Annotated in this window: 20 protein-coding genes and 1 tRNA gene; 7 read left to right on the top strand and 14 right to left on the bottom strand. The window is 70.4% G+C overall.

What is annotated here, in order from left to right:
- Positions 1 to 16: 16 nt before the first annotated feature.
- Together JNO54_RS02450 and JNO54_RS02455 are read right to left on the bottom strand one after the other, a co-directional pair.
- Positions 17 to 943, bottom strand: coding sequence for an FHA domain-containing protein (locus JNO54_RS02450; RefSeq protein WP_307818021.1), 927 nt, complete (start codon positions 941 to 943; stop codon positions 17 to 19).
- Positions 944 to 1,084: 141 nt separating this feature from the next.
- A complete protein-coding gene (locus tag JNO54_RS02455) occupies positions 1,085 to 3,115 on the bottom strand; it encodes an MMPL family transporter (RefSeq protein WP_307818022.1) in 2,031 nt (676 codons plus the stop codon).
- A gap of 126 nt (positions 3,116 to 3,241) precedes the next feature.
- Here JNO54_RS02455 and JNO54_RS02460 point away from each other — a divergent pair, with 126 nt between their 5' ends.
- Together JNO54_RS02460 and JNO54_RS02465 are read left to right on the top strand one after the other, a co-directional pair.
- Complete coding sequence (locus tag JNO54_RS02460) at positions 3,242 to 3,625, top strand: MarR family winged helix-turn-helix transcriptional regulator (protein WP_307818023.1); 384 nt, start codon at positions 3,242 to 3,244, stop codon at positions 3,623 to 3,625.
- A gap of 265 nt (positions 3,626 to 3,890) precedes the next feature.
- A complete protein-coding gene (locus JNO54_RS02465; protein WP_204142461.1) occupies positions 3,891 to 4,445 on the top strand; it encodes a type 1 glutamine amidotransferase domain-containing protein in 555 nt (184 codons plus the stop codon).
- Positions 4,446 to 4,453: 8 nt separating this feature from the next.
- On the opposite strand, the gene JNO54_RS02470 is transcribed toward JNO54_RS02465, so the two are convergent.
- Positions 4,454 to 5,449: a DNA topoisomerase IB gene (locus tag JNO54_RS02470; RefSeq protein ID WP_204142462.1), complete on the bottom strand. Its 996-nt coding sequence runs from the start codon at positions 5,447 to 5,449 to the stop codon at positions 4,454 to 4,456.
- A gap of 139 nt (positions 5,450 to 5,588) precedes the next feature.
- On the opposite strand from JNO54_RS02470, the gene JNO54_RS02475 reads away from it, so the two are divergent.
- A tRNA-Leu gene (locus tag JNO54_RS02475) sits at positions 5,589 to 5,671 on the top strand.
- A 267-nt stretch (positions 5,672 to 5,938) separates the two neighbouring features.
- Here the strand turns inward: JNO54_RS02475 and JNO54_RS02480 are convergent.
- The 5 genes from JNO54_RS02480 to JNO54_RS02500 form a co-directional block, all read right to left on the bottom strand.
- Positions 5,939 to 7,579 (bottom strand): hypothetical protein, encoded by a 1,641-nt coding sequence (locus JNO54_RS02480; protein ID WP_204142463.1) that lies wholly within the window; start codon positions 7,577 to 7,579, stop codon positions 5,939 to 5,941.
- Positions 7,576 to 8,544, bottom strand: a complete 969-nt coding sequence (locus tag JNO54_RS02485; protein ID WP_204142464.1) for a site-specific integrase — start codon at positions 8,542 to 8,544, stop codon at positions 7,576 to 7,578. The genes JNO54_RS02480 and JNO54_RS02485 overlap by 4 nt, the downstream gene beginning before the upstream one ends.
- 120 nt (positions 8,545 to 8,664) lie before the next feature.
- Positions 8,665 to 8,901, bottom strand: coding sequence for a mechanosensitive ion channel protein MscS (locus JNO54_RS02490; RefSeq protein ID WP_204142465.1), 237 nt, complete (start codon positions 8,899 to 8,901; stop codon positions 8,665 to 8,667).
- 349 nt (positions 8,902 to 9,250) lie between these two features.
- Entirely contained in the window at positions 9,251 to 13,525 is a 4,275-nt protein-coding gene (locus JNO54_RS02495; protein WP_204142466.1) for a hypothetical protein, read from the bottom strand.
- Between the two features lie 135 nt (positions 13,526 to 13,660).
- Positions 13,661 to 14,887, bottom strand: coding sequence for a hypothetical protein (locus tag JNO54_RS02500; RefSeq protein ID WP_204142467.1), 1,227 nt, complete (start codon positions 14,885 to 14,887; stop codon positions 13,661 to 13,663).
- A 355-nt stretch (positions 14,888 to 15,242) separates the two neighbouring features.
- Between JNO54_RS02500 and JNO54_RS02505 the strand changes: the two genes are divergently transcribed.
- The 4 genes from JNO54_RS02505 to JNO54_RS02520 are packed head-to-tail and all read left to right on the top strand — an operon-like array spanning position 15,243 to position 19,806.
- Positions 15,243 to 16,868, top strand: coding sequence for an FAD-dependent oxidoreductase (locus tag JNO54_RS02505; protein ID WP_204142468.1), 1,626 nt, complete (start codon positions 15,243 to 15,245; stop codon positions 16,866 to 16,868).
- Positions 16,869 to 16,925: 57 nt separating this feature from the next.
- A complete protein-coding gene (locus tag JNO54_RS02510; RefSeq protein WP_204142469.1) occupies positions 16,926 to 18,215 on the top strand; it encodes an ABC transporter substrate-binding protein in 1,290 nt (429 codons plus the stop codon).
- Positions 18,216 to 18,220: 5 nt separating this feature from the next.
- Positions 18,221 to 19,072, top strand: a complete 852-nt coding sequence (locus JNO54_RS02515) for an amino acid ABC transporter permease (RefSeq protein WP_307818024.1) — start codon at positions 18,221 to 18,223, stop codon at positions 19,070 to 19,072.
- The gene (locus JNO54_RS02520; protein WP_204142471.1) at positions 19,072 to 19,806 is read left to right on the top strand and encodes an amino acid ABC transporter ATP-binding protein; all 735 of its coding nucleotides are present in this window, start codon (positions 19,072 to 19,074) and stop codon (positions 19,804 to 19,806) included. The genes JNO54_RS02515 and JNO54_RS02520 overlap by 1 nt, the downstream gene beginning before the upstream one ends.
- Positions 19,807 to 19,818: 12 nt before the next feature.
- Here the strand turns inward: JNO54_RS02520 and JNO54_RS02525 are convergent, their stop codons facing one another.
- Genes JNO54_RS02525 through JNO54_RS02545 form a run of 6 tightly spaced genes read right to left on the bottom strand, consistent with a single transcriptional unit; the run spans position 19,819 to position 22,672 of the window.
- Complete coding sequence (locus JNO54_RS02525) at positions 19,819 to 20,247, bottom strand: 4Fe-4S dicluster domain-containing protein (RefSeq protein ID WP_204142472.1); 429 nt, start codon at positions 20,245 to 20,247, stop codon at positions 19,819 to 19,821.
- Positions 20,244 to 20,456 carry a succinate dehydrogenase/fumarate reductase transmembrane subunit gene (locus JNO54_RS14335; RefSeq protein ID WP_233703155.1) on the bottom strand — a complete coding sequence of 71 codons (213 nt, stop codon included), beginning with the start codon at positions 20,454 to 20,456 and terminating at the stop codon, positions 20,244 to 20,246. The genes JNO54_RS02525 and JNO54_RS14335 overlap by 4 nt, the downstream gene beginning before the upstream one ends.
- 27 nt (positions 20,457 to 20,483) lie before the next feature.
- Positions 20,484 to 20,825, bottom strand: a complete 342-nt coding sequence (locus JNO54_RS14340; protein ID WP_233703156.1) for a succinate dehydrogenase/fumarate reductase transmembrane subunit — start codon at positions 20,823 to 20,825, stop codon at positions 20,484 to 20,486.
- A 43-nt stretch (positions 20,826 to 20,868) separates the two neighbouring features.
- On the bottom strand, positions 20,869 to 21,864 hold the full coding sequence (locus tag JNO54_RS02535) for a cation efflux transmembrane domain-containing protein (RefSeq protein ID WP_204142473.1): 996 nt from the start codon (positions 21,862 to 21,864) through the stop codon (positions 20,869 to 20,871).
- Complete coding sequence (locus JNO54_RS02540; protein WP_204142474.1) at positions 21,861 to 22,316, bottom strand: transporter substrate-binding domain-containing protein; 456 nt, start codon at positions 22,314 to 22,316, stop codon at positions 21,861 to 21,863. The genes JNO54_RS02535 and JNO54_RS02540 overlap by 4 nt, the downstream gene beginning before the upstream one ends.
- A gap of 29 nt (positions 22,317 to 22,345) precedes the next feature.
- Complete coding sequence (locus JNO54_RS02545; protein ID WP_204142475.1) at positions 22,346 to 22,672, bottom strand: hypothetical protein; 327 nt, start codon at positions 22,670 to 22,672, stop codon at positions 22,346 to 22,348.
- Positions 22,673 to 22,946: the final 274 nt, after the last annotated feature.

Genomic DNA, 22,946 nt, shown 5'->3' on the forward strand with positions numbered 1-22,946 from the left:
GGGCAGGGTAGCCGGGCTACCGGCGTGCCATCCGGAAGATGGCGCTCGTGCGCCCGACGGTGATCCGGTCTCCGTCGGCCAGCGGGCTGGCGTCGACCTTGTCCCCGTTGACGTACGTGCCGTTGGTGCTGCCGAGGTCGCGCAGGTGGGCGACCTGGCGGGGACCGTCGTTGGTCACCCGCACCTCGGCGTGGCGGCGGGAGATGCCCGGGTCCTCGAGGATGACGTCGGCGCTCTCGTCGCGGCCGAGGACGGTCATCGCGCTCATGAGCGGGTAGCGCTCGCCGTCGACCTCGAGCCACGGGAGGTCCTGGACGCGGGGGCGGCGGGGCGGGGCGGCCGGGGGTGAAGGGGGTGCCGGCTGGGGCGAAGGGGGTTCCCAGGCCGCGTGCTCGGCCGGCTCGTCCTCGGCCTCGTCGTCGTCCCACCACTCGTCGTCGTCGTGGGCGTCGGCGGCGCCCTGCTGGGGGATGGGCGCGGAGTACTCGTCGTAGTCCTCGCCCTCCTCCTCGACGTAGTCCTCCTGGTAGTCACGGACGGACGAGCGCGCGGCGGCGGCATCCTCGACGCGGCGGCGGGCCGTCGCGGGCCGGACCCGGAAGACACCGGTCTCGAGCGCCTCGTCGGACTCGAAGATCACCTGGAGCGGGCCGCCGGGCCGGTAGCGCTGCGTCTCGGCGTGCTCCTCGGCGGCCGCGATGAGCTCGTCCTCGAGCTCTTCGTCGTACTCGAGGAGCCGGTCGTAGTCGCCGGGGGAGAGCTCGATGGTGAAGAGGTTGGGCACCGCGGTGCGACCACGGCCGATGAGGGTGGCGCGGTCGTCCATCGCGCGGCGGACAGCCGAGGCGAGCTCGAGGGGCTGGACCTCGGAGCGGAACGCCTTGGCGAAGACGCCGTTGACGGTCCGCTCGAGCTTGCGCTCCATGCGCTCGAAGAGGCTCACGCGGACCTCCCTTCGGCTCCGGTCGCGCTGACGGTCACAACTGACCTGCCGATCCTAACCACGCAGCCTGGCGGATCCCTGGACGCGTCAGGGCGGGTGCGAGCGCGCCCCTGCCCGCGCTCGCACCCGCCGGGTCCGTGATCAGGCGTCGACGGCCTGCTGCTCGGCGCGGCCCGGCTTGCGCGGCCACCAGAACGTGTCGCCGAGCACGAGGGCGATCGCGGGGACGACGACGGTGCGCACGAGCAGGGTGTCGAGGAGGACACCGATGCAGATGATGACGCCGACCTGCGCGAGCACGACGAGCGGCAGCACGCCGAGCACCGCGAAGACCGCGGCGAGCAGGATGCCGGCGCTCGTGATGACGCCACCGGTCGCGGCGAGCGCCCGGAGCATGCCCTCGCGGGTGCCGTGCCCGGGCGCCTCCTCCTTGGCCCGGCTGACGAGGAAGATCGTGTAGTCCACGCCGAGCGCCACGAGGAAGAGGAAGGCGTAGAGGATCGTCGTCTGGTCGAGGGCGCTGAAGCCGAAGACCTTCGTGAAGAGCCACCACGAGACCCCGATCGCGGCGACGTTCGTGGCGAGCACCGCCGTCACGAGGATGATCGGGGCGACAAGGGACCGGAAGATCAGGACGAGGGCCAGGAAGACCAGGCCGAGGATCAGCGGGAGGATGAGCAGCCGGTCGCGCTGGGCGCCCTCACCGACGTCGATCGCCTCGGCGGTCGTCCCTCCGACGTAGGTCTCGGGGATGTCCGAGAGGGCGTCGCGAAGGGAGGCGACGGTCACCTCGGCCTCGTCGCTGTCGGGGGCGTCGGCGAGGACCGCGGTGACCTCGGTGAGCCCGTCACCCTCGGCGGCGGGACGGGCCGAGTCGACCCCGTCGACCGACTGGGCGGCCGCGACGACCGCCTGCGGGTCCCCCTTCGTCATGATGACGGCGGGGTCCGAGGCGCCGGCGGGGAAGGACTCGGAGAGCCGCTCCGCGGCGGCGATCGCCTCGGGCTTTTGGAGGAACTGCTCCGACTGCGGCAGGCCGAGCTTGACGAAGCCGGCGCCGAGCGAGAGCAGGAGGAGGAAGGCGGCGGCGCCCGCGACGAAGGTCTTGGGGCGCGCGGCGACGTTGTCACCGATGCGGCGCCACAGCGAGGTGCCGTCCGAGAGGGTCGTGTCGCCGACCTTGGGGGTCTTGGGCCAGAAGACCCAACGGCCGAAGAGCGAGAGGGCGGCAGGCAGGACGACGAGCGCCGAGATCGCAGCGACGATGATGCCGACCGCGGAGGCGAGGCCGAGGCCGCGGGTGCCCGGGGTGAGCGAGAGCAGGAGGCAGAGCACGCCGACGACGACCGTCGTGGCGCTGGCGAGGACCGGCTCGAAGGTGCGGGCCGTGGCGCGGGTCAAGGCGACCCGGCGGTCCTCGTGGGTGCGCAGCTCGTCGCGGTAGCGCGACATGAGGAGCAGGGCGTAGTTCGTGCCCGCGCCGAAGACGAGGACGGAGAGGATGCCGGTCGTCGAGTCGTCCCACGCGGTGCCGGTGCGCTCGAGGACCTGGGTGGCGAAGAGGGTCGCGACGCGGTCACCGATGCCGATGACGGTCAGCGGGATGAGCCAGAGGATCGGGCTGCGGTAGGTGAGGATCAGCAGGACCGCGACGACGGAGGCGGTGACGGCGAGGAGGCGGAAGTTCGCGCCCTCGAAGACGGCGGAGAGGTCGGCCTGGACGCCGGCCGGGCCGGTCACCTGCGCGGTGATGCCGTCGGGGGCGGCCTCGTCGAGGTCGGCGCGCAGGTCGCGGACGGCCTCGCGGATGCCGACATTGGAGGTCTCGTCGATCGGGACGAAGGCTATCGCTGCAGTGCCGTCCTCGCTCGGGATGACCTGGGCGTCGGGCATACCGGTCGCCTGGGCCAGCGCGGGGAGCTGGCGCTTGTCGATCTCGCCCTCGTCGGCGGTGAAGAGGATGAGCGCGCCGACGCTCTCCTCGTCGGGGAGCTCATCGCGCAGCTGGGCGGCCACGGCGCTGTCAGAGCCCTCGGGCAGGGAGTCGGTCGGGGAGACGCTGCGCTCGGCCTGCCCCATGCCGAAGACCAGTCCGGTGAGCACGAGACCGAGGAGGAGCACGGCCCAGGCGGACCTGCGCCCGGTGAGGAAGGCGGCGATGCGGTCAGCCACGGGGCTAGACTCCTTCGGGCGATTAATGTTGGTTCAACTAAGTAAGTGAGATATCTCGTGAGCGAAGATAGTGCACGCCGGATAAACGTGTCCAACCTGCGTCCAGCGTTTGTCCTTCGCTCGCTCGTGCAGGTCGCGGGGGCCGTGCCGGGAGCGATGGCTCGCCGGGCGGGCTTGTCCTACAACGAGATCGCGGTGCTCGACCTCCTGAGTGATCATCCTCGCGGGCCGGGGGAGATCGCGCGCTCGCTCGCCGTGACGTCCGCCGCGGCCTCCGGGATCATCGACCGGCTCGTCGCCCGGGGCTATGCCGTGCGCGGACCGCACCCGCAGGACCGGCGCCGCACGGTCGTCGAGATCTCTGAGTCCGGTCGCGCCGAGATCGTCGGGCACCTCATGCCGATGATCACCCAGCTCGCCGCCCTCGACGACGACCTCTCCGAGAGGGACCGCGAGGTCGTCCTGCGCTACCTCACCGATGCCACCGCCGCGATCCACCGCCTCCTCTGACGGCCCCCGCACTCCTGCCCCACCCGCCCCACCCCAACCGACCCCACCCCACCCCAGCCGACCCCACCCCACCCTTTTCGCACGAGCCAAGGCTCGTACCGCCCCCTTCGCCTCCAACCCATCGCACGAGCCTTGGCTCGTGCGATCCGGGACGGCCACTTTCCATCGGACGAGCCTGGGCTCGTGCGAAGGGGTGGGACTGACCTGGGGAAACGTCCTCCCGGTCACCTAGCGTGGAAAGCCCCCGATCGAAGGAGGCCCCCTGATGGCCAGCAAGAAGGTCGCATTCCTCGTCGCCCCCGAGGGCATCGAGCAGGTCGAGCTCACCGAGCCGTGGGCCGCCGTCACCGACGCCGGGCACGAGGCCGTGCTCGTCTCGACGGAGAGCGGCGAGGTCCAGATGTTCCACCACCTAGACAAGGGCGACACCAGGCCGGTCGACAAGACCGTGTCCGAGGTGAGCGCCGACGACTTCGACGCGCTCGTCCTCCCGGGCGGCGTCGCCAACCCCGACGTCCTGCGCATGGACAAGGGCGCCGTCAGCCTCGTCCGCGACATGGTCAGCGCCGGCAAGACCGTCGCCGCGATCTGCCACGCCCCGTGGACGCTCGTCGAGGCCGACGTCCTCAAGGGCCGCACCCTCACCTCGTGGCCGAGCCTCAGGACCGACATCACCAACGCCGGCGGCACCTGGGTCGACGAGCGCAACGTCGTCGACGGCAACCTCATCACCAGCCGCAACCCGGACGACATCCCGGCCTTCAGCAGCGCCCTCGTCGATGCGCTCGAGCACGGCTCGGCCGGCGACGCCGCGGAGTAGCCCCGGGTCTACCCCTTCGTCAGCATCCGCCGGACGGCCCGCTCGACGTACGCCTGCTCCTGCTCGGGCGTGCGCCTGCGGGCCGTCAGCTGCACCACGCGACCGTTCTCGTAGAGGTCGAGGACGCGCGGGTCGATGTAGCTGTTCTTCGCGATGGTCGGGGTGTTGCCGAGGTAGGCGGAGACCTCCTCGACGGCGGCCTTGACCGCGCGGCGGCGGGAGGCCTTGGTGTCGCCGGGCTCCTCGGAGCGGGCGAGTGCGACCGCCGCGTGGACCGTCGCGTGCCACGTCCGGAAGTCCTTGGCCGTCAGCTCTCCGCCGAAGAGCTCCGCGAGGTAGGCGTTGACGAGCGCGGCGTCGAGGTCGGCCCAGCGCCGCCCGTCGCGGTAGGCGAGCAGCCGGGTGCTGCCGCCGCGCCGCGTCCGCAGCACCGTGAGCGCGCTCGTGACGACCGGGTCGTCGATGACGACCTCCTGCTCGATCCCGCTCTTGCCGGTGAAGGCGAAGACGAGCGCGCCCTTGGTCGCCCGGACGTGGCTGCGCTCGAGGGTCGTCAGGCCGAAGGAGCCGTGCTCGTCGGTGTACGTCTGGTTGCCGATCCGGAAGGAGCCGAGGTCGAGCAGGCGCACGGCGGTCGCGGTGGCGCGGGTCAGCGGCATCCCCTCGAGGGCGAGGTCATCGAGGACCCGCGCCCGGACGGTCGGCAGACGCCCGGCCGCAGCGATGACCCGGTCGAACTTCGCCTCGTCGCGCTGCGTGCGCCAGGCCGGGTGGTACAGGTACTGCCGCCGCCCGGCCGCGTCGGTGCCGACGGCCTGGATGTGCCCGTTGGGCAGCGGGCAGACCCACACGTCCTCCCACGCGGGCGGGATGGCGAGCGAGCGGATCCGCTCGACGTCGGCCTCGGGGAGCCGCCGCCCCTCGTGGTCGAGGTAGGTGAAGCCGCGGCCGGCCCGCCGGCGGGTCCACCCCCGGCTCCGTGGGGACACGGTGCGCAGCCTCATGCGCAGATCGTGCACCGGGGTGGGTGGGCTGCGGGGCGAAGGGGGGACCCCCCTCGCCGGATCGGCTTTGGTGATCGCCGCGGGAGTCAGGCACAATAGGCGGGTTCCCTGGCGGCTCGGCCGTGCAGCGGAGCACCACGCGCAAGTGGCGGAACGGCAGACGCGCTGTCTTCAGGTGGCAGTGTCCTTACGGGCGTGGGGGTTCAAATCCCCCCTTGCGCACCCGCCGGGATGTTCCCGAATGTCGGGGTCATCTCCTCCCGAAAGTCCCCGGTCAGAGCGATCTGACCGGGGACTTCGTCGTTGCTGTCAGTTCGAGGACGCCGGACGGGTGGAGCGTGTTGTCCGGGGCCGGTTGAGGAGGGCTGACGCACCGGAGAGACGTCATTGAACCCGTGCGAGAGCGCGTTCGAGTTGTTGGAGAGCCGATCCGGGCAATAGTGCAGCAGGTTGCTGCACAACTGGATCAAGCGTTGGGAGGAAGCGCGGCTACGGACGCTCACCGGGGCTGCGAGCTCGCCGATCGGTGCGGTAGTAGTGGTCGAGGGGCCGGTCGTCTGGCTGTTCGTCGAGGACCAGCCGCCAGGGGTCGTCGAACTCGCGGGTGGTGTGCCACTTGTGCAGACGGCGAACGTTCATGCCCAGCAGCGCGAAGGCGGTGAGCAGTCCGGTGGCGGCGCGTCCGCGGCAGCGGATGAAGCCGCGGTTGAGGTTGACGTCGAGGTAGCGGGCCAGGCCGTTGAGTCCTTCGATGCGGCTGCGCCGGTTCCAGGACTTCGCCCAGGCAGTGCTCTGCCAGGGCAGCGGTTGGCGGTCGCGTTCCAAGGTGGTGACGGGCACGGTGACGGTGGCCCCGCATCCGCACGGCGTGCCCTTCTGGCAGGCGGTGAGTGGGCGGGTTGTGGGGTCGTTGCGCATGCTCTTGGGCACGTTCCGGCATCGCACTCGTCCCGCCAGGGCTGGGCCTTTGAAGCGTTGGGCGCCGGTCACCGGGTCCGGTGCCTTGTGCGCGACGAACTCGTACTTGCGGCGTCGGTCGAACTCCTCGCGACGGCGGGCTTTGGTGGCGGCGGGGTCGGCGGGTCGTGGCGGGTCGAGCTCCCGTAGATCGGTGGGGATGGCGGCACTGTGGAGGCGACCGTCGAGCCAGATGGTGTCGGGCACGGGGCCGGGTCGGACGCCTCGTTGGGTCTCGTGCAGATCCTTAGTGTCGGTTATACCCATGGTCCGGAGGGGCCGTGCCCAGTGCTCGGGCTTGGCGGTGGTGTAGGCGCGGTCAGCGAGGACTTCGGTGACGGTGCCGAGGCGGCGGATGATCGCCAGTGCTGCTGGGCACCTGTCTCGGACCCCGGGTCGCAGCGCAAGGCCCACTGCCAGAAGCGGGATCTCTTGGTCGGTGCCGGTCGGGACGATTGTGGCGATGTGGGCTTCGTATCCGAGGTAGAACTCGTTGCGGCGTCGGTCGGTGGGTGTGCGTTTGCCCAGGGCGACTTCGGTGTCGACGCAGTCCCACTTCTGGCCGGCTGGCGTGGTTGGGCCGTGACGACGGCTCCGGTAGTGCGACTCGATGTCAGTGCCGTCGACGGCGACGGCCGTCGGCAGTGAGGACAGGTACTCCGTCGGCAGGCTGGCCAGGACGATGTCGGTGAGGATCTCGTCCAGCCCGATGTCCACATGGGGACAGCTAGGACCGCAGTCGATGACCTCGCCGGTGACGGGATCGGCTTCGGGGTGGTCGTGCGAGATCTGCAGACCGGCGGCCGAGCGACCGATGAGTGCGGTCACGCCACTGCGGATTCTCTTGTCGCTGAGGGCGACCCCTTTCGGGATGCCGATCATGTGTCGCTCGCTCGGGGTGAGGTCGTCGGCTGTGCTGACGACCCGGGAGATGATCATCGATGAGCCGGTGCGGATCGCATGCAGGGCGAGCAGGATCGCGATCGACCGCAAGGGGATCTTGCGAGGACGACCGAACCGGGGCGCGGCGTGGTCCAATAGGCTTCTCATGGCGGGACTGTCGGCACATCCGATGGCGCGGGCGATCTGCTGCGCCTTGGTCAGCCTCCTTGCGATCAGGACCCGGCTGGCCGCCGTACCTGACCCTTGAGGATTCTTGGCCGCTCGGCTCATCGCCTCGTCATCTGGGCGAACACCTCGGCCTCGGGAAGGTCGGGGAGGTAGCGCATGAGATGGCCGAAGGTCTTCGCCGTGCTGAGTCCAGCGACTTTTGAGAGCTCGTTGAGAGGAACGAGGTTGCGCATGTGGTGCAGGAACCACGTGGCTCGTAGCCGGTGTAGCTTGATCACCGGTGTGCCGGGAGGGAACTCGCTCTTGCCGAGCAGGTTGCTCAGCCGAGACCTGTCCCATTCCGGCGCGACGTAGCCGAGCAGTGTCGAGCCTGGATCATCTCGGCAGATCGCCCGCAGCGTGTCGTCGTGGGGCGGGAGGATCGGCACGACCCGGGGTCGGTCCCCGGGCACCGTCAGGCAGAGGAAGCCGTGCTTCTCCATCAGATCATCGGTGGTGACCGACCATGACTCCTTGGGGAAGAGGCCGGCACCGAGACCGAGTGCGAGGAGCGCCTGCAGATGGCGTCGCTGGGTTGTAGTGCGTTGCGATGCGGCGACTTCGAGCAGCCTGGCGACCTCGGCGTCGCTGTAGGGCACGACCGCGTAGTCCTGGCGCAGCGGCCGGATGGACGGGGGCCAAGGTGCTGTGGTGGTGATCTGTCGTCCGTAGCTGCGCAGGTATGCGCGCCGTGTCGCTCTGGAGGAAGCAGCGAGGTGGGGGCAGCCACCGGCGATGTAGCCCTCGACCGTGTCGGGGTCGAAGATCAGCTCCACGTCGAGCGGGAGACCTTGGGTGCGCGCCCAGTGAATGAACTGCGAGAGTGTGCGCATCGACTCGATGGCCCGCTTTGGGTGACTCGCGCCGAGACGAAGCGCGATGTCGACCGTGAACTCAGATATCGCCGCCCACTGATCCGGGCGTAGGGAGTTCGGCACGTAGCGGCGCACGGCCAGCTCGGCCGCGGAACGCGACTCGCCGACCGTGTCATGGTTGACGTCGGCAGTTCTGGAATCGGAAGATGGCATGGCAAAGCCCTCCGCATGGGGGTGAGTATTGCGAAGCAGCGGTGTCGTCCGCTGTCAGGGCGAATCGGCCGGGATGGCACTCCCGGCCTTTCGCATGATCGGCGTCCTGCGCCGACCGGGTCATGTCACGCAGGGCCCCTCTCGCGCGGCGAGAGCGGCAGCCAGGAGGTCGGAGGCGGTGGCGCTCACGGGCCGGCCGGTGTCGGCAGCGAGGGCGAACACCTGGGCGGCGATCGTCGCGGGCATGCGCACCTCGACGCGGACGATCTCGTTGGGTGCGAAGCGCCGCGACCGAGCGGCTGGTCGACCGGCACGCGCAGGCGCGACCGAGACCTTGTCGTCTTCGCTGGTCCTCACTCGCCTCACCTGCTCCCGTCGATCACGTCCGCCATGTCGCTTCGCTGCGCTGGTCAGACGCTGATCTCATCGGGGTCTCGGCTGGTGAGGCCGACTGATAGGTGCAGACTACCGCCGCGGCCGACGCCCATTCCGGAACGCGTCGCGGTCGGCGTGCCCGACTCAGACGGCTGTGGCGAAGAGTGCGTCACTTGCGGCGAAGTGACGCACGTCAAGGACCGCTGTGAGCGATGCCCACGGGCGGCCAGGTGCATTGACGCACAGACTGGGGGGTGTCGTCGAGCGGGGCGTTGCTCGGGTCCTCTGATGGTTCGGGTGGGATGGGCTGCTAGCGCGTCGTGCGCTTCCGTCAGGGGTTGCCGGTCGTCGGGGTCTTGCGGCGCGACCAGCTGCTGGGGGTGGGTAGGTTGCCGTTGATCACGAGGGTGACCACGACGCTGGGAGAGTGCGGGTCGGTCATCCCGTGCTGCTTGGGGCCTAGGACGAACAGGTAGTTCTCGGGAGTGCCGATGGGAAGCACTTTGCGGCTCATGTCGAGGACGACGAGGATGGAGAGGCGGGCGCCGTCGGCCGCGGCGTACTGGGTCGGCTGTCCGATGTACTTGGTGGCTGACTGAGGGGTGACGGGCTGGTCGCGGGCGACCTTGAGTTCGGCGGTGATGCCGTCGTGTCGGGTGTCGAGGAACCCGTGCCCGAGCGGGGTGCCGCGTTCGACTCGCCCTTCGAGGGTGGGGTCGGCGAGGAGGGCGGCGTGCAGGTCGTCGTGGAACTGGCGTTCCCTCACGTACTGGCCACGGCGGTACTTCTTGTTCCAGGTCATGGCGAGCCCGGCGCGTGAGACGGCGTTGAGGAGGCGGGCGAACGGCTGGAGCTGGTTGTGCGGGTAGCCGGCGGCGGCGAGCTTCTCGTAGATGCCGAGGAGGTGCTCGTCGAACACCTCGTACTGGGTAGTGGCGTCGCGGGCGGGGTCGTAGGGACGAACACGGAACTCGCGGTGGCCAGCGACGTCGAGGGGCTGGCTCTTCGGGTTGCCGTTCTCGTCGGTGCCGCGCCAGGTGAGGCGCACCAGGACCGGCGGTGCGTGCTGGGTGGTGGGGACGGCATAGCGCACGTGAAGGCTGCCAGTTCCTTCGTAAGTGTCCGGGTCACCGGCCTGTTGGTGGCGCTGCCAGGTGAGCGCAGGCCGCTGGAGCTCGGTCTCGTTCAGCGTGCTGATGAGCTCGGCGTCCAGCCGTTCGACCCAGGCCGGCCATGGGTCCGTCTGCACCTGCAGGCTCAGCGTGTGGGTGAGGGCCGGGTCAACGATGGCAGGGCCGGTGAGGAGCGTGTCGTCGATCGAGACCAGAGCGACCGCGACTGTCGTACTGTCCGGCTCAGGTTCGGCGGGCGGCGTCCATGGCCCGAAACCGCGTTGGCGTTCGGGTTTTCGGATGAACAGCAACGGCGCTGGCAGACCGGCCGCAGCGGTGAGAACCGTGCCCAGGTCGAGGGTTTTGGCCGGGTCGGGATCTGCCGCGAGGATGGCCCGAAGGGCTCGGGCGCGAGGCAGGAGCGGGTCGTCGTCCCGGTAGGCGTCGAGGTCGATGGCGGCGGCGCGGCGTGCTGCTGCGGTCCGGTGCGCGATGGCCTGCTTGGCGTCGGCGTTCAGGTCGGCACCGTCGGCGTCTAGGAGGTGCGCGACAGCGTGGAGCAGCCGCGCAGTGATGACGAGCCCGTCGTGGGTCGCTGTCCCGGTGGATCTCCCGCCGCGCTGGAGGACGGCCGCTAGGTCACGCAGCCGTTGTGCGCGCGCCTTTAACCCTTCGGCCGGGTCGGTCGGCTCGACAGAGGTGATCGAGGACTCGTCGGCCGGGATGTCCGCGAGGGCGGCGGTGACCGGGGCGGGCGTCGGAACGTGGAGCAAAGTGCAGACGATCGCTGCGCGCGTTGCGGCGGCCGTGGCAAACGGCCGCAGCCATCGCAAGGCATCCTCGGGGTGACCCAGGCAGATGCTGATCGCGGCGCCGACCTCGTCGACCGCGTCGCGGACCTTCGCGTCGTCCGGTACGTCCGGCTCGAGGGTCACGTGCAGGCGTGCGACCGCGGCCGCGAGGGCGGCCAGCGCGCGTTGTGAACTGCGCGCCGGCTCATCCGGGATCCGAGTCAACGCACTCTCGAGCAGCGCGACGACATCGTCCCGCCGTTCTGCTCGGGCGAGGACCTCGGCGTACTCCATCGACCCGTAGTGCGACTCCGGCGAGTGCGCCGCGCCGATGTTGATGATGTCGGCGGCCGGGAGGCCGAGGAGGCCGACGCCGCAGTCGAGAAGTCCGTTCAGCGCCTCCTCGGCCTCGTCGCGCTGCCGGAGCCCGTAGGTGTCTCGCGGTGCCAGCGCTAACCACACCACCGCGAGCTCCGGCGCCACCCGTGCATCCGGCTGCCACGGCTGCTCGATCACCTTCCTCGCCTGGTACCACTCGAGTTTCGGAACCCGAACCAAGGCCTTCTTCTCCAGCTCAGCGAGCGCGACGGGGTCCGACACATGGTGCCGCAGTGCGGAGATTGACGTCAGGAACGTATCCAGGTGGTCGGAGACGTCGATGCCCTCCATCACGGTCGCAGCGTGTAAGGCCAACCGGATCTTGGACTCTTGGTCCGGCCACGGGAGTCGGCACGCGGCCGCGAGGACGGCATCAATCATCACGACGTATGCGTCCGAGACCAGCGCGGGGAGGAGGTCCGCGACCGTCGATGGGAGGGCGTGAGATCTGCCAATCGTTGTCCATGCCTCTAGCGCCGCGGAGCGAGGTCTGGGGTCGGCATCGACCAGGTAGGTATGGAGGGTCGGCAGGATGGCCTGGAGCACTCCGGGCTGGTGCCCGTGGCGTCGGCCGACCTCGCCGAGCGTGGCCAGCAGCGGGGACACCACCTCGTCGCCCAGGTCGCTGTCACGTTCGCTTGTGATGAGCGCCGTGATGGTTTGGCACACGGCCAACGGGTTAGTCGATGAGGCGGCCTCGACCGCGCTCAACAGGCGTCGGGCGGACTGGTACAGGCTGTGCTTGCGCGACCACGCCTCCATCGGCGCGAGCGGGTCTGGCGCAGCGGTCGAGGTGAGCACGCTCCTTTGTTCGGTGAGCCGGTGCCGGGTCAGTGTCACGAACGATCCGAGGGTCGCGTCCACGTGTCCTGCGAGGGCGGTGCGGTGCCAGCGGCCCATCTGCTCGATGGACTCGGCGGCGGAGAACGTCACCTGATGCCCCCACGACTCATCGAGGCGCGCGAGGAAGAACGCGAACGCCGCATCGGCGACCGCCGCCTCCTCCTCGGGCGTCGGCACCGGGTCGTGAGCGCGACGGTGGACGTACTCGGTATCGATCATCTCCAAGGCATGCCGGACCGAGCCGACGAGACCGTCCCGAATCTCATTGGACGAGTGCCGGCCCGCATCCTCCAGCATCCCGGCAATCCGGACGGGTGCGGCGATAAACATCCGGGCGAGCGCCCTTTCGGCGGTCCCGACCGTGTCTGGGTCGTAACTGTCCTCCGCTGGAACGCCGAGAGAGACGGCCAGGTTCGGCAACAGCCGGATAGCCAGCCCGAGGTGGGTGCTGGCGAGATGCTCGACTGTGCCAGCGGCGGCCCGCCGGTCGAAGTCGGAGACCTGTCGCGGCTGGAGCGCCGGGTTGATGATGATCCCCGTCACCGCGGGCCGCGGCAGCATCTCACCCAGCCGTGCGACCAATCTGTCCGGACATAGGTCCGCGAGTACCCGCAACGGTCTTGGGTCGTTCGCCTGCACCACCGGCGTCGGGCCGGAGAAGTGATGGTCGCCCGGTGTCTTCGACCCCGCCAGTGCCACGACCGCCCAGATGACGGCATCGTCGACAGCCTTAGCGTCCACTCCGTCCGGGTGGTCGGTCAGGCAGCGGCCCGCCTCCGGCGACGGGAACGTGCGCAACGCCGCCAGCGCGGCAGTCAACAAGCGCCCCGTGAGTTCTGGGCGCCGCGCCGCCAGGTGCCGCAACGGGTCCAACAGCTCGGCAAGCCCGACGCTCTCCACGGCGTCGAACAGCTCGTCGATGAGGCGCTCGTCGAACCGGTCCGCCGCACGGCCTGCAACCGTCGTCAGCCGACGTCGCGCCGCGGCCGTCGCCTCGGCGTCGACCTCAACCGCAGGGTCCGGATCGAGAACATCGAGGTCGTCCAGGATCCCGATGGTCGCCGGGTCTGCGGTCGCCCGCAAGCTCCGCCGTCGCTCCACTCGCTCAGCGCGCGCAACGCCCCGGACCCGAAGCTCCTCAGCCCGTTCGGCTTCCTGAGCCTCGGCCTGTTGCTGGCGTGCCAGAGCCTCGGTCTCCAGGTTCGGCAGTCGCCCCGTCGGGTCCCGCATGTCGCAGCCCACGCAGTGTTCGGCGTAGAACTCGAATGTCACGTAGTCCAACTGCATCCCGGACGTGTTCCCGATGGCGACTGGGCACTCCACCCGCCTTGAGTTCAACGGCAGCCCGGACACTTCCTCGAGCATCCCGCGTCCGCTGGACTCCACGAACCGCATGTGCCGGCAGTGATTCGCGCAGAGCTCCATGATCCGGGCGTTCTTGCGCCCCAGGTCGAGATGCCTGGCGAACTCTGCCTCGTCCATCCGTCCACTTCCGCTCGCGGGGTCACCACCACACCGCCAGTCTGACGGACATCACCGACACGATCCCGGATCGGCGATCGCTAGCCCGGGTCGTCGCAGGCGGAGGGCCAGAGCGCTCCCGAACCGCGCAGCGATTTAGTCGGAGCCGGCGCGCTCGGAGTCGGCCCGGGCGCCGTCGCGACGAACCGCGGTGACCAGGTCGGCAAGGGTCGTGAAAACGGTCTCGGGACGCCCGAGCGCGCGCTGTGCCTCTCGGAGTTGCGTGCCGGTGTGAGCCTCAGCGCACACGTAGTCGGCGTAACCCGCCGCGCTGGACAGGTGGAACATGTCGACCAGGTCGTTGCGCTCCCACTTGCCCATGTGGTCGATGAAACGGCGGATGAAGAGTTCGGACACCAGCCCCACCATTGGCGAGTCGGCGAACAATCGTGCCAACTCCGCGTCGCTGAACGTCGGGAAGTCTGCGGAGCTCATGAGCCGCCGGTACGCCGATGTGTAGAAGGCGATGTTCTCATTCCAGTAGCGGCGTCGCGCGAGTCGCCGACGCTGTTCCTTCGGCAAGTCCTCTGCATGGATTTGCGCCGTAATTGTGGCGTGATGGGTCACCCACTTCGTGAGCGAATTCTTCGGGATCCGCTCACGGTCGACGAGCACATCCAGGATGACGCTCGGCATGGTCAGCATCGCCATGAACTTATCGATCTCCGGAGTGTCATCGGTGATGCCGAGAGACGTGTCTGTGCCGAAGAGCGCACCGGGTTCCGTGACGATCGGGTACAGCACGGGTGCCTTCTCCACTCCGCCCAGACGCTCTCGGATCGACCGGTCGACCTCGTGCTTCCACAGGTCTAGCGGGTTCCGGATCTGCCACCCGTGGGCCAAGTGGGCCATCGCTACGCCGATCTCGTAGCGGCGGTCGCCATGCAGCCCCGCGGTCTCGAGCAAGTGCCCTGTCGACAGGGGCAGGACGATGCCGCCGCCATCGGCGAGTCGGATGAGATCTTGAGCTGCGCGTCGCTCGCTGAGGTCTTTCACGCGGGCCGGTTCGTGCAAGACATCGGCGACGGTCCGCCACCGGTTCTGGTCGAGATAGACGGCCGGTCGGCCGTTGAGAGGGGGTGGGGAAGCGGGGTTGAACCCTTCGGTGAGGATGACGTCGTTCCTGGTCGTGGTCGACCAGATCCACCAATTGTCCCAGTCGAATGTCGAGGTGGCGACCTGAGAGTTGGTCGGCCGGTGCCGGTCCGCGAGTTCGTCCTGGATGACCCGACCGTCCTGGCAAACGATTCGGATGGCCCCGTTCTGGTAATCGACGTGCCAGTACCTGTAAAGGTCAGCGGAGATGACCAGCGATGCATCCACGAACGCAGGTTAGCCGCGGGGAGTGACGCAACCGACCGGAACGCTCGCTCAAAGCAATTACACCCCTCGCTGCTTCTTGGTTACGTCAATCTGGGCGGTGTGACGCGAGCCCGACGGCCACGATTGGTTGCGATGCCGCGGTGCTTGGCCGGCATCGCCGCCTGTGCCAGCGGTGAGCTTGGTCGCGAGGTCGCCGCAGGTCATGGACTTTCGGGAACCACCCACCCGCCGAAAGAGCCCGGATCCCCTTGGGGTCCGGGCTCTTTGGCATTGGCACGGGCAGGGGACGATGACATCCACGGCGCCGGCGTGCGTCGATGTGCATCAGAATACCCCAGGGGGTATAAACGTCTCCATGAGGACAGTGATCATCGGAGGGGTCGCCGGCGGCATGAGCGCGGCGACGAGGTTGCGCAGGCTCGACGAGCAGGCCGAGATCGTGGTGCTGGAGCGCAGCGGCCACGTCTCCTTCGCCAACTGCGGTCTGCCCTACCACGTGGGCGGCGTCATCGAGCAGCGCGACAGCCTGCTGCTGCAGACGCCCGAGTCGCTGGCGGCGCGCTTCCGCCTCGACGTGCGGGTGGGCACCGAGGTGACCGCGATCGAGCGTGACCGGCAGGTCGTCGAGGTGCGCGACACCCGCACCGGCGAGACGAGCGAGCTCGCCTACGACCGGCTCGTCCTCGCGCCTGGCGCCCGCCCGGTCCGCCCGCCGATCCCCGGCATCGAGCGCGCCCTCTCGCTGCGCGACGTCGAGGACACCGACGCGATGGTCGCCGCGACGGCCGGCGCGCAGACCGCGGTCGTCATCGGCGGCGGCTTCATCGGCATCGAGATGGCCGAGAACCTCCACCGCCGCGGCCTGCGGGTCGTCGTCGTCGAGGCGGCCGACCAGGTCATGGCGCCGCTCGACCCGGAGATGGCCGCGCCCGTGCACGCCGTCCTGCGCGAGGCGGGCGTCGACCTGCGCCTCGGCGAGCAGGTCACGGCCATCGGGGCGAAGGGGGTGACCCTCGCCTCGGGCGAGGAGCTGCCGGCCGACCTCGTCGTCGCCGCGATCGGGGTGCGCCCGGACAGCACGCTCGCCGAGGCAGCCGGCCTCGAGGTCGGCGAGCGCGGCGGGATCGTCGTCGACGAGCACCACCGGACGAGCGACCCCTTCGTCTACGCCGTGGGCGACGCCGTCGAGAAGCGCGACGCCCTCGACGGCAGCGAGGTCCTCGTCCCGCTCGCCAACACCGCGAACCTCCAGGGCCGGCGGGTCGCCGACCACATCGCGGGGCTCCCCGGCCGGGGCCGTCCGGTGCTCGGCACCGCGATCGTCGGCGTGCTCGGGCTGCAGGTCGCGACGACGGGCTGGAACGAGAAGCGGCTGCGCGCCGCCGGCCGCGCCTACCGCGCGATCCACACGCACCCCGCCTCGCACGCCGGCTACTACCCGGGCGCGGACCAGCTCGCGATCAAGCTGCTCGTCGACCCCGAGAGCGACGCGATCCTCGGCGCGCAGGCGGTGGGACGCTCCGGCGCGGACAAGCGGATCGACGTCATCGCCACGGCCATGACGGGCGGGCTCACCGCGAGCGCCCTCGCCGACCTCGAGCTCGCGTACGCGCCGCAGTTCGGCTCGGCGAAGGATCCGGTCAACATGCTCGGCCACATCGCCGACAACCTCCGCGCCGGCACGACCCGCTCGGTCCAGTGGCACGAGGTCGCCGGGCTGCAGGACGAAGGGGTGAGCCTGGTCGACGTGCGCACGCCGGGCGAGTTCGCGCAGGGCTCGCTCCCGGGTGCCGTCAACCTGCCGCTCGACGAGATCCGGGAGCGCGCCGACGAGCTGCCCGAGGGCCCGCTCGTCGTGACGTGCGCCGTCGGCCAGCGTGGGCACGCGGCGACCCGGCTGCTCACCCAGCTCGGCCGCGACGTCCGCAACCTCGACGGCGGTCACCGCACCTGGTTGGCGGGGCAGGCGACGACGATCTGAGATCCGTCCAGGTCAGGGCGCCCGCTACCCCTCCCGTCGAGCCGCTCGAGGGAAGACATGGCACGTACCTGGACCGCCCCGCCACAGGTTCGGCGTCGCACCAGCCCGCGGGACGACCCGGACGTCATCCGGGCCGAGCTCTTCAGCCGGGAGCGGTTCGTCGAGCACGCGGTGAGCCTCGCCGACAGTCACGTCGTCGTGCGCCGGGCGCCGCGGGTGCTCGGCCTCCTCGACCGGCTCGAGGCGAACAGCCGCGCCCTGGTGCGGGCCCAGCGCAGCATCGCCCTCGACGGCGACGGCTCGGGTCCGGCGACCGGCTGCCGATCACCGACGACGGTGAGATCCACGACGTCCTCGTGGTCCTGCGCTGACCCCGGATCACCGTCCGAGCACCCCCCGGAGGGTGGACACGTGTCAGAGGGCCGTCGACGACAGCGGATACTGAGGTCTTCCACCCCTTCGCACCACCTGGGAGTCCCCGTGCGCCACACCCCCCTCGCCGTGTCCACCCTCGCCGTCGCCGCGCTGGCGATCACCGGCTGCTCCGCCCCGGCCGACGAGGCCCCGTCGTCGAGCACGACGAACGCCGCCGCGGAGAGCTGCACGCCGGAGTCCATGGAGACCCTTACCCAGGGCAAGCTCACCGTGGCGACCGACGACCCGGCCTACGAGCCCTGGTTCGTCGACAACGACCCGAGCAACGGCAAGGGCTACGAATCGGCCGTCGCCTACGCGATCGCCGAGGAGCTCGGTTTCGCCAAGGGCGACGTCACCTGGGTCAAGGTGCCCTTCAACGCCGTCGTGAGCCCGGGCGAGAAGAAGTTCGACCTCGACCTCAACCAGGTCTCGATCAGCGAGCCCCGCAGGAAGGCCGTCGACTTCTCCTCCGGCTACTACGACGTCACCCAGACCGTCATCACCACCAAGGGCTCGAAGATCGACGGCAAGACCGCGATCGCCGACCTCGCCGACGCCAGGCTTGGCGCGCAGGTCGGGACGACGAGCTACACGGCCATCACCGAGCAGATCAAGCCCGCCGACAGGCCGAGCACCTACGACACCAACGACCAGGCCGTGCAGGCGCTGAAGAACGGCCAGATCGACGGCATCGTCGTCGACCTGCCCACCGCCTACTACATGACGGCCGCCCAGCTCGACGACGGCGTGATCGTCGGTCAGCTGCCGGCCGGCACCGGCGAGACCGAGCAGTTCGGCGCGGTCCTGGCGAAGGGGTCCTCGCTCACCTCGTGCGTGACGCAGGCCGTCGACTCCCTGCGCGAGGACGGCACCCTCGACAAGCTCTCCGACGAGTGGCTGAGCCAGCAGGGCGCACCCGAGCTCTCGTGAGCAGGGTGACGCAGGACTGGGAGCCGTCGGCGACCCAGCGGGAGCGCGACGCCTACCGGCGTCGTCGCACGAGCCGCAGCGCGCTGATCGCGGCCACGAGCACCGCCGTGGTGCTCGGGGTCGCGATCACCGCGATCGTCAGCTCGCCGGGCTGGCCCCGGGTCCAGGAGACCTACTTCGACCTCGACAAGGCGCTCGACTCGTGGCCGGCTGTCCTGTCTGGTCTCTGGCTCAACATCCGGGTGACGATCCTCTGCGCGATCCTCATCGTCACGCTCAGCCTGACGATCGCGATCCTGCGGACGCTGCGCGGGCCGGTGGCCTTCCCCCTTCGCCTGCTGGGGACGGTGTACGTCGACACCTTCCGCGGTCTCCCGCTCCTCCTCGTGCTCTTCCTCCTCGGTTTCGGCGGCCCGGCGCTCAACCTCTCGGGTCTGCCGAACTCGGCCCTCTTCTGGGGGTGCATGGCGCTCGTGCTCAGCTACTCGGCGTACGTCGCGGAGGTCTTCCGCGCGGGCATCGAGTCGGTGCACCAGAGCCAGCGGCTCGCCGGGCGCTCCCTCGGCCTGACCTACGGGCAGACGCTGCGCCATGTCGTGCTGCCGCAGGCCTGGCGCAGGGTGCTGCCGCCGCTGATGAACGACCTCGTCTCGCTGCAGAAGGATTCCGGCCTCATCGCCGTCCTCGGAGTCGTCGACGCGATCCGGGCCGCGCAGATCGAGACGGCCAGCGACTTCAACTACACGCCGTACGTCGTCGCCGGCTTCCTCTTCATCTGCCTCACCGTGCCGATGGCGCGGCTGACCGACTGGTTCGCCCGCAGGCAGGGCTTCCACGGCGCGGGAGGGATGATCTGATGGCTGTCCTCGAGATGTCCGGGGTTCGTAAGGCCTTCGGCGACCACGTCGTCCTGCGGGACGTGTCGCTCTCCGTCGACGAGGGGCAGTGCGTCGTCCTCATCGGCGCCTCCGGCTCCGGCAAGTCGACCCTGCTGCGCTGCGCCAACCTGCTCGAGCAGGTCGACGACGGGCTCATCCACTTCGACGGGCAGGACATCTCCGACCCGGCCGTCGACGCGGACAAGATCCGCTCCCGGATGGGTGTCGTCTTCCAGGCCTACAACCTCTTCCCTCACCTCGACGTCCTCGGCAACGTCACCCTCGCGCCACGCAAGGTGCACAAGGTGCCGGCGGCGGAGGCGCGGGAGCGGGCGATGGCGGCACTGGAGCGGGTCGGCCTCGCGGAGAAGGCGAAGGCGCGGCCCGACGACCTCTCCGGCGGGCAGCAGCAGCGGGTCGCGATCGCCCGGGCGCTGGTCAATCGGCCCCGGCTGATGCTGCTCGACGAGGTCACCTCCGCGCTGGACCCCGAGCTCGTCGGCGAGGTGCTCGACCTGCTCACCGAGCTCAAGCGGGACGGCATGACCATGCTGCTCAACACCCACGAGATCGGCTTCGCGCGCGACGTGGCGGACCAGGTCTGCTACCTCCACGACGGGACGGTCCACGAGTCCGGGCCGCCGTCCGCGGTGCTCGACAACCCGCAGCGCGAGCGGACCCGGGCCTTCCTCTCCCGGGTGCGCCACGGCTGACCGCGAGGTTGCTCAGTCGTCGCGTCCGCGCCGCCCGGCCCGCAGGCGCTCGCGGGCGACGACGGCGACCGCGTTGAGCGGGATGCCGGCGGGGCAGACCTGCGCGCACTCGCCGTACGTCGAGCACGGGCCGAAGTCCTCCTCGAGCGCCTCGGACATGCTGCGTGCCCGCCGGCCCCGCTCGAGCGCGGGCTGGGGCAGCAGCGCGAGGTGCCCGAGCTTGGCGCCGGCGAAGAGGTGCGCGGCGCCGTTCGGGCAGGCCGCCACGCACGCACCGCAGCCGATGCACGCCGCGAGGATGACCCGGAAGCGGCGGCGGTTCGGCGGGCTGACGAGTCGGTGCTCGAGCCGTCGGCGCTCCCAGGCCGTCGCTGGGTCCCCTCGGGGCACACGGGGATCCAGGTCGGGGCCGAGCGTGCGGAGGTCGTCGACGCCGCTCATGCCAGCACCCCCAGCTGGACCGCCACGGGGATCGACGCGTTGCCGACGAGGACGAGGATCGCGAGCACGCCGGCGGTGACCTTGAGCGCCGTCCGGGTCCGGGTGCCGGTGACCCCGAGGTCGTGGGCGGCCATCCAGACCCCGTGCGCGAGGTGCAGCGCGAGCACGAGCATCGCGACGACGTAGGCGAGGATCGCGACACCGGTCACCGGCATCGTCCGCGCCCCGAAGCTGCGCTACCGGAGAGGTGCCCGGTGCCCGCCGCGGGCGATCCGACCCCTTCGCCAGAGGACGGCAGCGCACCAGAGGTGCGCGACGAGGCAGACGCTGAGGACGAGGCGCAGGGCCCAGAGGACCCCTTCGTGCGGGACGAGCAGCTCACCCACGGTCCGCAGCCACCGGGCGTACTCGTCGAGGGAGGCGGCGCCGGACCAGACCTTGAGGTTGCCGACCAGGTGGACGAGGACCAAGGCGCCGAGCACGAGGCCCGTGGCCGCCATGACGACCTTCGCGGTGTGGGTGGACGGGCGGCGACGAGGCACACCGGGCGGCGAGGTCGTCCGGACCGTCGTCGTCATGGCGTCTCCCCTGTTGGCGCTCATGGCACCGTACCGAACTCGGTTACTCGCCCGGCTCGAGCCCCCGTTGCTGGGTCCGCACCCCGTCGGGCAGCTCGGCGACCGGCGCGACGACGACGTCGTCGAGCTTCCAGTCCAGCCCGGCGATCTCGGAGGCGAGGTCGTCGCACTGCGCGGCGGTCACCCCTTCGACCGGGACGACGAAGACCTCCGCGTGGAAGACGTGCCCCATGTCGCGGAGGCGGACCGCGACCTTGCCCACCCACGACGTGCGGCGGGTGACGGCGAGGACCTCGTCGACGAGCGGGTGGACGGCGGAGTCGTCGACGGTCTTCGCCTCGGTGTCGCCGAGGTCGTCGGTGGCGCCCTTGACCTGGGTCCAGCCGTCCTTGACGATGCTCGTCGCGATGACCATGGCCGCGACACCGTCGGCCCACCACAGGCCGAGCCCGATCCCGAGGATGCCGAGGATCGCGGCGCCGGCGGTCATCCAGTCGGCCTTGTTCATGTCCGCGTCGGCGAGCAGCACCTTGTCGTGCAGGGTCCGGGCGAGGGGCTGCTTGAGCCGGCCGAGGATCACCGGCCCGACACCGGTGTAGACCATCGCGGCGATCATCAACCAGCCCGACCAGACCGTGTGGCCGAGGACCTGCATCGTCCCGATCGGCGGATGGTCACCGGCGATGAGCCCGGAGCCGGAGTCGTAGACGAGGAAGAGGCCCATCGCGAGCAGCGCGACGGCGGCGGCGAGGTGGGCGGTCCCGATCGCGCGGTGGCGACCGTAGGGGTGCGCGGGCGAAGGGGGCAGCCGGACCCGGTGGGCCGCGAGGAGGAAGGCGATCGGCGGGATGAGGGAGAGGAGGTCCTCGATCCAGGCGACCTTCATCGCCTGGCTGGAGCCCATGACGAGGTAGACGACGACCACGCAGGAGGTGAGATAGGCCAGGCCGACGTACTGGAGGCGCTTGGCACGGTGGAGGGCGGCGCGTTGCTCCGGCGGCAGCGAGGTCGCGCCGAAGTGGGTGGTGCGGCCGCTCACCGCGCTGCCCCGTCGAGGTAGCGCTCGAGGGCGCTCTGCATGGCGTTCTCCCCCATGGGGACGGCCATGACGTGCTTGGTCGCCTCGCCGTGGTCGACGCTCTCGGCGTACGGGCGGGTCATGCCGACCTTGGGCGCGTAGGGGGACTGGTCGGTGAGGCCGCCGACGAGCAGGTCGACCTCGCCGCGCTCCATCGCGTCGACGGCCGGCTCCTCACCCATGACGTGCCACTCGACCTCGGCCCCGAGCGACTCGGCGAAGCCTTCGACCAGCTCGACCTCGGGGCCGGTGACGTCGTCGCCGTCGACGGCCACGCTCCCTTCGGCCGGGGAGGCGGCGGCGCGCAGGACGCCCGAGCTCTGCACGCGCTCGAGCGTGCCGTCCGGGTCTCGGGGGATGCCGCAGCCGGTCAGGAGCAGGACGAGGGCCAAGGCCCAGGTCAGGGGGCGCATGCTCGCGAGGCTACGCCCGGTCGGGCCCGTCAGCGGTCCTTGCGGGCGGCGAAGACTGCGGTGGCAGCGAGGAGCGCGACGCCGAGGACGACGGCGATGGCCGTGACCGCCGGCGGCAGCTCCAGGGCGATGCCCGCCCCGCCGATCGTCAGCACCGGGATCGCGAGGAAGGCGGACCGGAGCGCGAGGCGGCTGCGCCCGGCGTGCGCCCCGTCGGTCCGCAGCATCGTGCCCGCGAGGACCTCCTGCGTCCGGATGAAGGCGAGGACGGGCAGGACGAGGCCGAGCAGGACGAGGACCCCCATCGCGCCGCCGATGCCGTACCCGCCGAAGAGCATGAGGAACCCGGCCTGCATGCCGCGGGCGTCCGGCGGCCACCAGTGGTGCTCGTACTGCCCGATCTCCGCCTGGGCGATGGTGTCGCCGCCGAGCAGCCCGGCGACGAGCCACGCGAGCGAGGAGACGATCGTGTTCGGGAGGGGCGCGACGAGGCACGTGACAAAGATCCGTTGGTGCAGCGGGTGCCCGGTGCGGCGCCAGAGCAGCTCGAGGTTCGCCCCTCCGCCCGACGCCTCTCACCCCTTCGCCCGACACCTCGCACCCCTTCGCCCGACGACTCGCCGTCGTGAC

This window comes from Janibacter endophyticus, from assembly GCF_016888335.1.
Classification (GTDB): Bacteria; Actinomycetota; Actinomycetes; order Actinomycetales; family Dermatophilaceae; genus Marihabitans; species Marihabitans endophyticum.

Bases quoted from the DNA above. Each gene is read 5' to 3' on its own strand.
- JNO54_RS02480 (WP_204142463.1), bottom strand. From the start codon at position 7,579: ATGAGCCGAGCGGCCAAGAATCCTCAAGGGTCAGGTACGGCGGCCAGC.
- JNO54_RS02510 (WP_204142469.1), top strand. From the start codon at position 16,926: ATGGCACGTACCTGGACCGCCCCGCCACAGGTTCGGCGTCGCACCAGC.
- JNO54_RS14340 (WP_233703156.1), bottom strand. From the start codon at position 20,825: ATGACGACGACGGTCCGGACGACCTCGCCGCCCGGTGTGCCTCGTCGC.
- JNO54_RS02525 (WP_204142472.1), bottom strand. From the start codon at position 20,247: ATGAGCGGCGTCGACGACCTCCGCACGCTCGGCCCCGACCTGGATCCC.
- JNO54_RS02485 (WP_204142464.1), bottom strand. From the start codon at position 8,544: ATGCCATCTTCCGATTCCAGAACTGCCGACGTCAACCATGACACGGTC.
- JNO54_RS02505 (WP_204142468.1), top strand. From the start codon at position 15,243: ATGAGGACAGTGATCATCGGAGGGGTCGCCGGCGGCATGAGCGCGGCG.
- JNO54_RS02545 (WP_204142475.1), bottom strand. From the start codon at position 22,672: ATGCAGGCCGGGTTCCTCATGCTCTTCGGCGGGTACGGCATCGGCGGC.
- JNO54_RS02520 (WP_204142471.1), top strand. From the start codon at position 19,072: ATGGCTGTCCTCGAGATGTCCGGGGTTCGTAAGGCCTTCGGCGACCAC.
- JNO54_RS02540 (WP_204142474.1), bottom strand. From the start codon at position 22,316: ATGCGCCCCCTGACCTGGGCCTTGGCCCTCGTCCTGCTCCTGACCGGC.
- JNO54_RS02470 (WP_204142462.1), bottom strand. From the start codon at position 5,449: ATGAGGCTGCGCACCGTGTCCCCACGGAGCCGGGGGTGGACCCGCCGG.
- JNO54_RS02465 (WP_204142461.1), top strand. From the start codon at position 3,891: ATGGCCAGCAAGAAGGTCGCATTCCTCGTCGCCCCCGAGGGCATCGAG.
- JNO54_RS02495 (WP_204142466.1), bottom strand. From the start codon at position 13,525: ATGGACGAGGCAGAGTTCGCCAGGCATCTCGACCTGGGGCGCAAGAAC.